Annotated in this window: 11 protein-coding genes; 6 read left to right on the top strand and 5 right to left on the bottom strand. The window is 28.1% G+C overall.

Features of this window, described 5'->3' with window-relative positions; all coding sequences use genetic code 11:
* Positions 1 to 11: 11 nt before the first annotated feature.
* Positions 12 to 1,268, bottom strand: coding sequence for a competence/damage-inducible protein A (locus ACTG44_RS07310; protein WP_479921515.1), 1,257 nt, complete (start codon positions 1,266 to 1,268; stop codon positions 12 to 14).
* A gap of 257 nt (positions 1,269 to 1,525) precedes the next feature.
* Here ACTG44_RS07310 and ACTG44_RS07305 point away from each other — a divergent pair, with 257 nt between their 5' ends.
* The 4 genes from ACTG44_RS07305 (at position 1,526) to ACTG44_RS07290 (ending at position 6,707) form a co-directional block, all read left to right on the top strand.
* Positions 1,526 to 2,425, top strand: a complete 900-nt coding sequence (locus ACTG44_RS07305; protein WP_021384129.1) for a D-alanine--D-alanine ligase — start codon at positions 1,526 to 1,528, stop codon at positions 2,423 to 2,425.
* 23 nt (positions 2,426 to 2,448) lie between these two features.
* Positions 2,449 to 3,897, top strand: a complete 1,449-nt coding sequence (gene ddlR / locus ACTG44_RS07300) for a MocR-like transcriptional regulator DdlR (protein ID WP_479921514.1) — start codon at positions 2,449 to 2,451, stop codon at positions 3,895 to 3,897.
* Positions 3,898 to 3,979: 82 nt separating this feature from the next.
* Positions 3,980 to 4,762: a M15 family metallopeptidase gene (locus tag ACTG44_RS07295; RefSeq protein WP_479918469.1), complete on the top strand. Its 783-nt coding sequence runs from the start codon at positions 3,980 to 3,982 to the stop codon at positions 4,760 to 4,762.
* Positions 4,752 to 6,707 (top strand): ABC transporter ATP-binding protein, encoded by a 1,956-nt coding sequence (locus tag ACTG44_RS07290; protein ID WP_479921513.1) that lies wholly within the window; start codon positions 4,752 to 4,754, stop codon positions 6,705 to 6,707. Before ACTG44_RS07295 ends, ACTG44_RS07290 begins: the two co-directional genes overlap by 11 nt.
* A gap of 173 nt (positions 6,708 to 6,880) precedes the next feature.
* On the opposite strand, the gene ACTG44_RS07285 is transcribed toward ACTG44_RS07290, so the two are convergent.
* From ACTG44_RS07285 to ACTG44_RS07275, 3 genes are all read right to left on the bottom strand, one after another.
* On the bottom strand, positions 6,881 to 7,228 hold the full coding sequence (locus ACTG44_RS07285; RefSeq protein WP_021384124.1) for a PqqD family protein: 348 nt from the start codon (positions 7,226 to 7,228) through the stop codon (positions 6,881 to 6,883).
* A complete protein-coding gene (locus ACTG44_RS07280) occupies positions 7,215 to 9,143 on the bottom strand; it encodes an OPT family oligopeptide transporter (RefSeq protein ID WP_021384126.1) in 1,929 nt (642 codons plus the stop codon). Before ACTG44_RS07280 ends, ACTG44_RS07285 begins: the two co-directional genes overlap by 14 nt.
* A gap of 410 nt (positions 9,144 to 9,553) precedes the next feature.
* Positions 9,554 to 11,743: an amino acid adenylation domain-containing protein gene (locus tag ACTG44_RS07275; RefSeq protein ID WP_021384125.1), complete on the bottom strand. Its 2,190-nt coding sequence runs from the start codon at positions 11,741 to 11,743 to the stop codon at positions 9,554 to 9,556.
* A 324-nt stretch (positions 11,744 to 12,067) separates the two neighbouring features.
* Here ACTG44_RS07275 and ACTG44_RS07270 point away from each other — a divergent pair, with 324 nt between their 5' ends.
* Both ACTG44_RS07270 and ACTG44_RS07265 read left to right on the top strand, forming a co-directional pair.
* Positions 12,068 to 12,790, top strand: coding sequence for a glycerophosphodiester phosphodiesterase (locus ACTG44_RS07270; RefSeq protein WP_479920067.1), 723 nt, complete (start codon positions 12,068 to 12,070; stop codon positions 12,788 to 12,790).
* Between the two features lie 87 nt (positions 12,791 to 12,877).
* Positions 12,878 to 13,513, top strand: a complete 636-nt coding sequence (locus ACTG44_RS07265) for a cysteine hydrolase family protein (RefSeq protein WP_021384160.1) — start codon at positions 12,878 to 12,880, stop codon at positions 13,511 to 13,513.
* A gap of 250 nt (positions 13,514 to 13,763) precedes the next feature.
* Here ACTG44_RS07265 and ACTG44_RS07260 read toward each other — a convergent pair whose 3' ends face one another.
* Complete coding sequence (locus tag ACTG44_RS07260; RefSeq protein ID WP_021384146.1) at positions 13,764 to 14,357, bottom strand: DUF3867 domain-containing protein; 594 nt, start codon at positions 14,355 to 14,357, stop codon at positions 13,764 to 13,766.
* Positions 14,358 to 14,370 lie beyond the last annotated feature (13 nt).

Raw genomic sequence — 14,370 nt, 5'->3', positions numbered from 1 at the left:
ATCATAATAATTTAAAGCTTTTCCAATTGTATTCTCAATTCATTAAGTAAATCTCTAGTAGCTCTTAATCTTATCTTTCTTCTATCCCCATTAAATGTATTTTTTTTCACTACTGTTTTCCCATTTATATATATTGCAGTATAAACCAATCCCACAGGCTTTTCCTCAGTTCCTCCGCCAGGTCCAGCTACTCCAGTTGTAGATATACCTATATTAGCTTCAAGCCCTTTAGCAACGCCCTCAGCCATTTCTATTGCTGTTTGCTCACTTACTGCTCCAAATTCTTCTAAAGTTTCTCTTTTTACTCCTAATCTTTTCATTTTAGCCTCATTAGAATATGTTACACAACCTTCAAGAAACACAGAAGATATTCCTGAATAGTTTATAAGAGATGAAGAAACTAAACCTCCAGTACAAGATTCAGCTACTGCTATTGTTAAGTTTTTTTCTACAAGAAGTTTAGCAACAGCATCTTCTAACACAGTTTCTCCTTCAGACACTGAAATATCACCTTCAGTATATACATATTTACCAACTCTATTTTTTATTTCTTCTTCCACTGGTTTTATTAATTCAAAAGCATCTTTTTCATTTTTAGCTTTTGCAGTTATTCTTATTGTAACTTCTAACTCCTTTGCATATAAAGCAACTGTTGGATTGGTTTGTTCATTGATTATATCGAGAATTTCTAATTCCAGATTTGACTCCCCTATTCCATATAGTCTTAAAGTCTTAGATACTAACATTTCATTTGTAAATTGTTGTAAGTAAGGTTTGACACTCTCATTAAACATAGCTTTCATTTCTCTTGGTGGTCCAGGTAACACTATTATACTTTTATCATTTTTCTTTAAAATTGCTCCTGGAGCTGTACCATTATTATTTTTTAGTACTATAGCATCTTTTGGAAAGTATACTTGTTTCATATTGTTTTCAGCCATTTTTTTTCCTGTTTTAACGAAAAAAGATTCCAAAACTTCTAATGATGGTTTATGTAATTCTAGTTCCTGACCAAAGTATTCTGCTGCAGTTTCTTTTGTCATATCATCACCAGTTGGTCCAAGACCACCTGTAGTAATTACTAAATCACTTCTCTTTAAACTTTCATCAAAACATTCTAAGAGTCTTTGTTTGTTGTCCCCAACCGTACTCTGATGGTATACTTCTATTCCCAATGATGCAAGTTCCTTAGCCAAAAATTGAGAATTTGTATTTACTATATCACCTAATAATATTTCTGTCCCTACACTTATTATTTCAGCTTTCAAAATTTATCACTCCTTGATTTATAGCCATTAAGACTAGTCTTAAGTTCATAACAATAATTTTAGCAAAAATAATAACATAAATAAAGTTAAAAAATCATTTAAATTTATCTTTAAATTAGATTATTACTCCAAAACCACACATGATACAAACTTCATATATAGTGGTACTTTCATCATCAACTCTTAATTCATATAATTAAGTAAGTAAATAAAAAATTTAATTTAAAATAATAAAAATCAAAATAGGAGTGTATAATATGAAAATAGCAGTTATAATGGGTGGAATATCATCAGAGAGAGAAGTTTCTTTAAACTCAGGAAAAGAGATATATAATAATCTTGATAAAAATAAATACGATGTTGTAAAAGTAATAATAGATGATAAAAAAGATATATTTACAAAGATACCAGAAGATGTAGATTTTGCAATACTTGCCCTACATGGGAAGTTTGGTGAAGATGGATGTATTCAATCAATACTTGAAACTATGGATATACCATATTCTGGATGTGGACCTCTTTGCAGTGGAATGTGTATGGATAAAAATATAACTAAAAAAATGCTTAGAGATTCAAACCTTCCTACTGCTCCATGGGCTTTAGTAAAATCAGTTGATGCGATAGATTATGATGAAATAGATAAGATAGGTTATCCAGTATTTATAAAACCAAATTCAGGAGGTTCAAGTGTAGCAACATTCTTTATTCATTCTAAAGATGAAGTTGAAGAAGCAGTTCGCAAAGGACTAGAAGTGGATGAATTTGTAATGATTGAAAAATATATACCAGGTGTAGAATATACTTCATTTATACTAAATGGAGAAGTATTCCCTACAATATCTATAAAATCTGATTCAGGCTTCTTTGATTATGAAGCTAAATACTCAGTTGAAAAAGGAGCAAAAGAAGAAGTTGTTTATTTAGAAGAAGAACTTCAAAAAAGAGTAAATGAAATTTCTGAGACTTGTTGGGAAATTTTTAATTGCAAAGCATATGTAAGAGTTGATATGATTATAAGTGAAGGTATTCCATATGTTCTTGAACTAAATACTCTTCCTGGCATGACTCAAACTAGTTTAATTCCTAGAAGTGCAGCTGCTAGAGGTATTAAGTATAGCGAGCTATTAGATAAACTTATAGAATACTCTTTAAATTAGATAAAATAATTTGAGGTGGTAATTTGATATTTTCAAATCTAAAATTAAATGACAACGAACCAATTTATATACAAATTAAAAATTATATAAGTGATATGATATCAAAAGGATTAATTCCAGACAATAGTAAGCTCCCTTCTACAAGGGAGCTTAGTCAGCTTTTACAAGTTAGTAGAAATTCTGTAGTCTTAACCTATGAAGAATTAAAATCAGAAGGTCTAATCTACTCTATTTCAGGAAAAGGTACATTTGTTAAATCAAAGAATAAATCGTCAAATACTACATGGTCTTTGAACTGGGACTGTTTAGAGAATACATACTCCAAAAAAGCTAATGAATTGGATATTATAAAAAGTGAGATTCCTTGGAGCTCTGACTTAATCTCATTTAAAAGTATCTCTCCAGATGGAGATTTATTTGATATGGAAGAATTCAAAAAATCTTTTCTAAATAGAATATCTTTAGAAGGTCACAAATTGCTCAATTATGGATATGCACAAGGTTACAAACCCCTTATTGATTATTTACTAAAATACATGACAAACAAGGGTGTTGATATTAATAACAAAGATATACTAATAACAAATGGATTTACAGAAGGCTTTGACATTATTATGTCATCTTTTACTCAAGAAAAAGATTACATAATATGTGAGAATCCTACTCATAATACTGCTATAAAAATTATGAAATCGCATAATCTTAATATTTTAGGTGTAGACATACATGAAGATGGTTTGGATTTTAATATGCTAGAGAAACGCTTAATTGAGTACAAAAATAAAATAAAATTTGCATATATTACACCTTCTTATCACAATCCTACAGGGATTGTAATGACTCCTGAAAATAGATACAAATTCTATAATCTTATGAAAAAGTATAACATAGCAATTATAGAAGATGGTTTTAATGAAGAATTGCTCTACAATAGTTCTCATATATTTCCTATCTGCTCTCTTGACAATATGAATAATGGAGTTGTATATATTGGCAGTTTCTCAAAAATTTTATTTCCTGGAATGAGAATTGGATGGATATTTGCAGATAAAAAAGTAATCGATAAGTTAGAAAGTGTTAAAAGATGCAGAAATATACATGTATCATTTTTGGACCAAGGAATTTTATTTGATTATTTGAGCAATGGCGGTTTTGAGAAATACATTAAGAAAATACGTAAGTTCTATGGAGATAAATTTAACTTTGCATATGAATGTATAAAAAAATATATAAACACAGAATACATCTTAGGTGATGGTGGTTTACATATATTTATAAAACTAAAAAACATAGATACTAGAAAACTCTTGGAAAAATGTTATGAAAAAAATGTTATATTCATGCCTGGAGATTTATTCTTTACAGACAATTCTGGTTCTGACACTTTAAGGCTTGGATTTTCTAGGTTATCTTTTAAAGATATTGAAATTGGAATAAAAATAATTGGAGAAACTGTAAATGAAATGTCCTAGGTTAACTAAATATTGTTAGCCTAGTTTATTTTTATGATGTATAATATATATAGTTTATATGAATCTAACACTGGGGGATAATATGAGTAAAAAGTCAAAACGAAAAAAGATTAATAAATTAAAACTAACAATTGTAATAACTGTATTATTTCTTGCCTTATTATCTATATATGAGATACTTTTCTCTAGCCCCAATAAAAAAGATAATGTAAATAGTCAAGAAACTATGCAGAATAAAAACAATACAACAGATGGTTCTAAAAATAATCAAAGCTCTAATAAAAAGCAGGAAGATAACAATATTAAACCTACTTTTTCATATTCTTCAATACCAGATAATATAAAAAGTAAAATGATTGGTAAATCTATGCCTTCTGATGAACCTATAAGCTTTGATAGCATATCTTATTTAAAACTTACATACTATGGATTCGATGAAAAAACTCATCAAGGAGAAATGATAGTAAGTAGTGAACTAGCTCCAGAAGTTGTGGATATTTTTAAGGAATTATATGAAAAAAAATATCCAATTGAAAAAATCAAACTAATAGATGATTATGACGCTATAGATGAAAAATCTATGTCTGATAATAATACCTCGTCATTTTGTTATAGAACTGTAGCTGGTACAGATGTCGTTTCAAACCATGGTAAAGGACGTGCTATAGATATAAATCCATTGCAGAACCCTCAAGTTTCTGGAGATAATGTTAGTCCTAAAGTAAGCACAGTCTATGCTGATAGGTCTACTTCGAAACTTGGAATGATAAAAAAAGGTGATGATTGTTATAATGCTTTTGTAAGCAGAGGTTGGAGTTGGGGTGGATATTGGAAAAACCCAGACTATCAACATTTTGAAAAATAATAGATTAGAAATAAAGGTGAATTATATGAATTTAATGACATTGGAAAACATAAGTAAAAGTTATTCCGAAAAAAAATTACTTGAAAATATATCTCTTGGAATCAATGATGGTGAAAAAATAGGACTTATTGGTGTAAACGGAACTGGTAAATCTACTTTGCTTAAGATTATTGCAGGAGTTGAAGAAAGTGAAACTGGTAATATAACAAAAACTAATGGTATTAGAATAGAATATCTACCTCAAAACCCAACTTATAATGAAAGTTCAACTGTACTTGAACAAGTATTTAATGGGACTTCAGAGGAATTAAAACTACTTGGTGAATATCAAGAAATCTTAGAAAGACTTAATTCAAACTTTACAGATGAATTGAATAAAAAATTATTATCAATACACGAAAAAATAGATGCTTTAAATCTTTGGGATTTGGAAAGTGAAGCCAAGTCAGTACTTACGAAACTTGGTATAAATGACTTTAATCAAAAAATAGAAGAACTTTCTGGAGGCCAAAGAAAGAGAGTTTCTTTAGCATCAGCCCTTATTACTCCTTGTGAGCTTTTAATACTAGATGAGCCTACTAACCATCTAGATAATGATACGATAGATTGGCTTGAAGAATATCTCAATTCAAGAAAAGGTTCACTACTTATGATAACTCATGATAGATACTTTTTGGACCGTGTTACAAATAGAATAATTGAGCTAGATAAGGGTAGATTATTTAGTTATGATGGTAATTATTCAATATTTCTAGAAAAGAAAATGGAAAGACTTGCACTAGAAGCAAGTATTGAAGATAAAAGACAAAATTTAATTAGAACAGAACTTGCTTGGGTTAGACGAGGAGCTCAAGCTCGTAGTACCAAACAAAAAGCTCGTTTACAAAGATTCGATGAACTCACAAACAGAGAAGCTTTCAAACCTGATGAAAATCTCGATATATCTGTTGCATCAAGTAGACTTGGGAATAAAATAATAGAAATACACAATATATCCAAAGCTTTTGAAGGTAATACAGTTATAGATAACTTAGAATATACTTTAGCTCGTACTGATAGAATTGGTATAATAGGAAAAAATGGTATGGGTAAATCGACCCTTATAAACATAATCAATGGAGATATAGAACCTGATAGTGGATATATTTCAATTGGAGAAACGGTTAAAATAGGTTGTTTTTCTCAAGATGACTCTCATATGAATATTGATATGAGAGCTATAGACTATGTAAAAGAAGCTAGTGACTATATAGAGACTTCAGATGGTACTAGAATTACAGCTTCTCAGATGTGTGAAAGATTCCTTTTTAATGGTACTATGCAGTATACTTTGATAGGTAAATTATCTGGTGGTGAAAGAAGAAGACTGCACCTTCTTAGAATCCTTATGACAGCTCCTAATGTACTTCTGTTAGATGAGCCTACAAATGATTTAGATATTGAGACACTTAAAATCTTAGAAGAATATCTTGATGAATTTAGAGGTGTAGTAGTTACAGTATCACATGATAGATACTTCTTAGATAGAATTTGTAATAAAATATTTGCATATGAAGGAAATGGAAAAATCCATGTATATACAGGTAATTATAGCGACTATCTTATTTATAGAGAGATTCAAGGAATTGAGTTTGAAGAATCTAAAAAAGAATCAATTAAAAAAGATGACTCTACTACTTCAAAAAAAGAAAAACCTAAAAATGATAAAAAACTTAAATTCTCATATAATGAGCAAAGGGAATTTGAAAATATTGAATCAGACATAGAAAAACTTGAATCTAAAATTGCAACACTTGATGAAAGTACTTCAAAATTTTCAACTGATTTTACCAAACTTCAAGAAATTTTAGATGAAAAATCAAGACTAGAAAAGGAACTTGAACATAAATATGAAAGATGGGAATATCTAAATAATCTAGCTGATGAAATAGCTAATAATAAATAATACTATTCTAATATTAAGTTTAATAAGTTCTAATTTAAATTTGTAGGTTTTAATATATATTTTCATCATTTCAACAGTAAAAAAGAGGCTTATCTCTATTTTGAGATAGCCTCTTTTATAATTATCTTCTAACTTTTACATTCCGATATATCCTATAATAATTTTACTTATATTTATATATCCAGTCTTTCAACATAATGACAATTAACTTCAATATGATTTAAAAAAACTAACAATCTTTCGTAAAGTGGATGAGATTCTTCTCCATATTTAGCTTCTAGGTTTTCACCTATTGCTCTAACAGTTCTCTGACCATCAATTTGTAAAAACACGAAACTAGAATATTCATCCAGTTCTATTTTTTTATATTTAGGTATTCTAGCTTTTAACTTTCTAAAAAACCTTTGGATTTTATGGTCTTGTTTTTCAAGTATCGTTACAATACTATTTTCATCTACTTCATATTCAAGTCCATTAGTAATTTTAAATACAATATCTAAAACATCATTACTCTTGCTCATTGTTTTTTACTTTAGATAAAACAATAGGTAACGCTGTAAGTACAACTAAAACTACCAATAAAGCAATTGCCATTGAATTTGTTGCAGCAAATCCACTTGGTACTTTTGGAGTTATAACTCCAGTTACTTGTAATATTATACCTATTAAACCAATGATAGAACCACCAGCAACAAGACCAGAAGATAAACTTATACCATTAGAAACTTTAACTTCTTTTTCTTTGTCAGTTTTAGATACTAACTCAACAAATAAACGGATTAATGCTCCAACTAATATTATAGAAGTAGTTGCTATTGGTAAATAGAATCCTATAGCTATAGTCATTATTGGTAAGTTTAATGCATATAAAACAATTGCCATAAATACTCCAACAATAATCATAACCCAAGGTAAACTACCTGACATAATACCAGAAGTTAATGTTGACATTAAGTTAGCTTGTGGTAATGCAAATTGTACATTATCACCAGTTGCTCTAAGTTGGTCAGAAAGTAATAAAATTACTCCAACAACAACTATAACACCAACTATACTTGCAATTGTAAAGTAACGTTGCATTTCATTTTTGCTACCACCAATGATATAAGTTACTTTTTGAGATTGAGTATAACCTCCAGCTATAGCAATAGCAACAACTATAAATGAACCAAATAAAAGTAATGATTTATTAGCTTCTAAATCAGTCCAGCCCATTATAACAAATACTAATGTTACAATAACTAGAGAAGCAATAGTCATACCAGAAACTGGAAGATTTGATGTTCCTATTGTTCCTGTTAAACGTCCTGCTACTATAACAAATAATAAAGATAATAAAAGAGATATGATAGCTCCAATAATTGCCATAGCAATATTACCAGAAATTAAGAACGCTGCTAAGAATCCAACAACTACTCCACCTAATAAAAGTATCATTTGTATAGATGAACCTTCTTCTCCTTCTCCAGTACTTGATTTAGCTTTAAGTGTTTCTTTTATAGAAGCGATTATAGTTGGTATAAGTTTTATTGCACCAATAATACCACCACAAAGCATCATACCAGCACCTATATATTTTACATAACTACTAGATATAGCTCCTACATCCATTTGGTTAAGAGGCATCGCAGGATTATTCCATACCATAGCTCCATCTCTAGCCATATCTGTAAAATATCCTATTAAAGGTGCGATACCAAAGTTTGATAATATACTTCCTGCAAACATTGTTAAAGAAACTTCAAGACCTACTATAAATCCAATTCCTAAAAGTAGAGGATTTACTTCGATATCAAATTTCCATTTGTAGAACTTACTTCCTACAAGACTCATTACATTGTTTGCTACATTTAAGAATGAACCAGTTAATACAGTAATAAATCCACTTATTACAAATCCTATTCCCATGTACTTAATTGAATCTCCACCAGCTTCTGAAGCAACAAGTGTCTCAGATATAGCCATTGATTCTGGGTACATAAGTTTACCATGCTCTTCAACTATTAGATAGTTGTGAACTATAGCAGCAACTCCTATACCAAATAAAACTCCACCAACTCCAACAGCTAAGCCTTCGAAAAATGTAATTTGGCTTCCAATTAAGATAACTGCTGGTAATACGAAAATGAATCCACTTGCAACAGATTCTCCACCACTTGACATACCTTGGATTAAATTCTTACCAAGAATACCCTTCTGACGAGCAAATGCTCCGACAAAAGCAGAACCTATTATAGCTCCTGGAATACCCGCTGCAACAGTAAGACCAGCTTTCATTCCAGAATAAGTTGTAGATGCGGCAAAAATGGCAGCTAAAATGATACCGATAATCAGTACAGCTACATTTCCACCGGTTCTGGACTTATCTGTGATGTATGGAACGTAATCTTTTCCACTAACTTCACCATAAGCACCCTTAGGTAATTTTTTGTTCATAAAATTTTCACCCCTTTTCAGTTTGTATATATTATAACATATATACATATAAAACTTAACTTTTTATTATTTTACAAATAGCGAGTTAAAATTACTAAAATTTAACCCCATATTATTATTTTCTACTTTTAGATATTTTTATGCTAATATTCTTTTTATTTTTCAATTATACTAAAAAGTATTAAGATAAAAAGTAAAAAAATTTTTTAATGTAAAATTAAATTTGTTAGAAAAACACTTTAAAACACGTAAAAGTATAAAAAATACAATAATCATTCTTATAAACAAATTTTCATCACAGTAAAAATGTACAGAAAATTCTTTCTTTTGTGTCAATTGATTATTTCTAAAAAACAGGTGTCATAAAGAAATTTCTGAAATCACTTTACAACACCTGTCATAATAAAAAATCACTCTGGTAGTGCTTTTTTATTTACTTTTCCGATTGGTGTAACTGGTATTTTATCTATCCTCATTATTATTGTTGGAATCATATATGGTGGTAGATGCTCATTTAAATATTCTCTAACTGCTCTTTCATTTACCTTATCACTATCTTTATCATCAATCACATAATAAGCACATATATACATATCTCCATCATCATTTGTTCTTGATATACAAACAACACTTTTAATTTCTGCAATATTGTTTATTATATTTTCAATCTCATATAGCTCTATCCTAAACTCATCAATTTTTACTTGATTATCCATCCTTCCAATATAATCCAGATTTCCATCATCTAACCATCTTACTAAGTCTCCAGTCCTATACATTAATTTATTATATTCACAAGTTTTATAAGGATTTTCCACAAATACTTGCTCTGTAAGCCCTTTTTTATTTAAATAACCTCTTGATATTTGAATTCCTGATAGACATAGCTCTCCTGGAACTCCAATTGGACATAGTTTATTCTTTTTATCTAATACATATGCATAAGTGTTAAATATAGGTTTACCTATTGGTATTTTTCCATATTCCTTATCCACATGAAAAGAAGTCGATACGACAGTAAATTCTGTTGGTCCATACTCATTATATAATTCATAGTTACGTTTTCTATATCCCTTTAATCTTTCTCCTCCAGTCTGCACAACTCTAAGTGAGCTATTGGTACAATTTTGTATAAATAATTTTGCAAACGCTGTTGGTAATGCTAAGATAGTTATATCATTTTCCTCACAATATTCATTTACTGTATATTCATCAAATTTAGCTTCCTCAGGCATAATGTTTATTGATGCACCTATAAGCAAATATGGAAATAGCTGTTTCATTACAGCATCAAAGCTAAAACTTAAGTATATACCACATATATCATCTTCTACAGCCTTTATTACTTTTACACTATAATAGCACATGTTTACTAGACTCTTGTGCTCTATAGCTATAGTTTTTGGTCTACCAGTTGAACCTGATGTAGATATTGTATATGCACAGTTTGATGGTGTTATTTTTTCAGTCAATTCATATCCAACTTTGAATATATCTTCATTATTTATATCAAGTACGATTGTATTTTCATTTACAACCTTGCAGCTAAGTTCATCTGTAGTTATTACTACTTTTGCATTACTATCTTCAAGAAGATAATTTAATCTTTCTTCTGGATTATTTGTATCTATTGGGAAAAAAGCTCCACCTGATTTCATAATCCCTATAGCTGTAATAATTATATTAATATCTCTTGGTAACATTACAGCTACTATATCTTCACTTTTTACTCCTATATGATTTAAATAACCTGCAAGTTTATCAGTTAACTCATCTAGTTCTCTATATGTTAAATTTCTATTTTCATCTCTAGCTGCTATATTATCAGGTGTTGTTTTAGCTTGTTCTCTAAATAAATCAATATAACTTTTATCATATGGCACTTTATATTGATTATCATTAAAGTCTTCCAATAATACTTTTTCTTCTTTTTTACATACAAATTCTAAATCTTCTATTAAAATATCGTTATCTTTTATTATTTGTTCTATTATATAGTCAAATTGATTTAGTATTCTTCTAATAGTTTCTCTTTTGTATATAGATGGTTTATACTTTATTTTTATTTTAAGTGCTCTCTTTGTATATACTATTACAGATAAATCATATCCTTTTTTTTCTATGTCATAGTCATATGATAAATCAAAACTTTTGGCTACAAATATGGTATTTATAAGTTTAGTATTTAGATGATTTTTATTCTCTATATCCGATAACAAATAATACCCATATTCTAAAGACCTACTCCATTGTCTTTTTAACTTTCTTACAACATCTATAAATTTCTCACTTTGTCTAACCTTTACTCTTATTGGAATTATATTTATTGTTTTTCCAAAAACTACATCATCTTCATATATATACTTTTGAAGTATAAGACCATATATAGTTTCTATAATAGAACTTATGCTAATATTATTATGTTTAGAATACTGAATTAATCTTTCATGTTTTTCGATATTCATCTTAAAAACTTCGTCTAATACTTCATCAGAGCAGTCTTTATAAAAAAAATCATTTGGAATTTTTGCTATATTTGTATAATCATCTAACAAATCCATCCAATAATTCATAGCTCGTTCTAAATTAACTTCATACATATCAAAATTCCCCCTTACTACTAAATCTATAGAAAAAATTCTTTTGGAATTTTATTTTTGCAATATAGAAATATATTAATAATACATATGCAAGCTCTAAACACATGAGCTTGCATAAAATTATATCTATTCTTATAACTACTAAATTCTTAATATTTACAATGTTTAAAATATATTATAACACAGATATGATTTTATTTTTCTACATTTATATAATATATAAATTATAAATAGTTATTTAATTAATATATAACAATACCTTTTGGAATATGATATATTATATTAATTAAAATTTTACAAGATTTATTGGAGGGAGCTATATAAATGAATATTTATGCTCATAGGGGTTTTAGTGGAAAATATCCAGAAAACACTATTCTAGCTTTTAAAAAATGTTTAGATATGAATATATATGGAATAGAACTTGATGTTCACAGGACTAAAGATGGAAAAATTGTAGTTATTCATGATGAAAAAGTTGATAGAACTTTTAATGGGCATGGATTTGTAAAAGACTTAACCTTAAGAAAACTAAAGACTCTAAATTCATCATTTGATGGATATCAAAACAGCAAAGAATGTAAAATTCCAACTTTAGAAGAGGTATTAATTTTAATTTCACCTACAAACCTCGTTTTAAATATAGAACTAAAAACTGATAAGGTAAATTATCCTAATATAGAAAAAGATGTTTTAGAACTTATTTTAAAGTACAATATGGAAAACCAAGTTCTTATATCTAGTTTTAATAGCAATAGCTTAAAAAATTTTCATAAATTAGACCCTAGTATAAAAACAGCACTATTGTGTTATTTACCTATAAATAATGTTGTCAATTTTGCTAAATTTCTAGGTAATAGTTATCTCCATGCACCTTTAATTTTAGTAACTGAATCTCTAGTTGAACTTTGCCACACAAATTTACTTGGTATCAATGTATACACTGTAAATGAAGAAGATGATATGCTACATTGTCTAAAACTCAATGTAGATGGTATTTTTACTAACTATCCAGATATAGCTTCAAACCTTTTAAATTCAAAATAACATAGCTAACCATACAATGTTTGTACTCCTTGACTTTTATATAATTAATATGTACAATTTTATTAAATTTATCTCGGAGGTATAACTATGGATAACTTATTAAATGAACTTGAAGCTTTAAAAAGTAATTTAGATAATCTACCAATAGAAAAAATAGAAAATTATGATTTGAGTAAAACTGCTTTATTTATAATTGATGTTAATAATGGTTTTGCAAAACAAGGTGCCTTATACTCTCCTAGAGTAGAGTCTTTAATAAAACCAATTGAAGTATTTACAAAAAAAATATCGAATAAATTAAATAGAATAGTAGCATTTACTGATTCTCATACTCCTAAGTCTATAGAACTTTTGAGTTACCCTGTTCACTGTTTAGAAAATGATGTAGAAAGTGAATTGGTTGATGAGCTTAAATCAATAGAGAATCTACAAATTCTTCCTAAAAATTCTACTAATGGATTTTTTGCATTAGAAAGTTTAGATTTTGAAGATATAGATAATATAATTATAGTTGGTGATTGTACAGATATATGTATATATCAATTTGCAATAACTCTAAAAGCCTATTTTAATCAGTATAATATTGAAAAAAATATAGTTGTACCTATGAATTTGGTAGATACTTATGATATCCCAAATGTTCATCCTGCAGAACTTTTAAACTTAGTATTCTTTAATAGTATGATTCAAAATGGCGTTAAAGTATTAAAAGAACTATATTAATAATTCAATATTTCGTACAGTATATTATATAATTACTAAACAACTCATTTTTAATAAAACTTTAATAGAATAATACAATTTTAAAAGGATATTATTACTTATAAATGTTATTTACTATGACCAATCTCTATAATATAAAAAATCGCAATTTACATATTCCTTACTCGTTTTTTGTAAGAAAAATAAATTGCGATTTTTGTTTTTAAGTTATATAACTAAGTGATATTGATTTAATAGTTAAATTTACTTTTTAATAGTCATACTTGTTTGTAGTCTCACACATAACTACTTTTATCTTTTTGTTGAACATATTCTTATATTCTAATAAAAACTCATTTAATTCTGAGTCCATAAGATTTATTTTTTTATCACTACAAAGCATTATTTTTTCTTGGTCTATTATTACATTAATATCATTCAAATCATTTTTTATGAATGTTGTTATGCAACTTTTAGGTTGAATTTTTTCACCATATTTCTCATAAAATCCTGCACTCTTCTTAAATGATTCTAAATCTTCTGTAGATACTTTGCTGGAAGTATTATTACTCATAAAACCTGCTGTAGAAGGGTCGATTCCAAAGTTTCTAAGTTGTTTTTCTACTTCTTCAGTGTCCATACCATATCTCTCCATAAATTGTTTTTGTATTTTCATAAACTTTTCTTGAGATATGTTGTTATCTCTCATATAATCAAATATTTTTCTTGAAAACTCAGCCATCGACATCTTTCCATCCATAACAGAAAAATATAAGTTATATATATATTGCTCAAATTTATCTACATCAGAATCTTTAACTTTGTTCTTTAGTTCGTTAAAGTCTATTATTCTATCATCAGACATTCTTCATCCTCCT

This window comes from Clostridioides sp. LIBA-2809 (assembly GCF_056688965.1).
The sequence above is the reverse complement of the archived record's forward strand: the minus strand, read 5'-3'. Positions and strand labels throughout refer to the sequence as shown.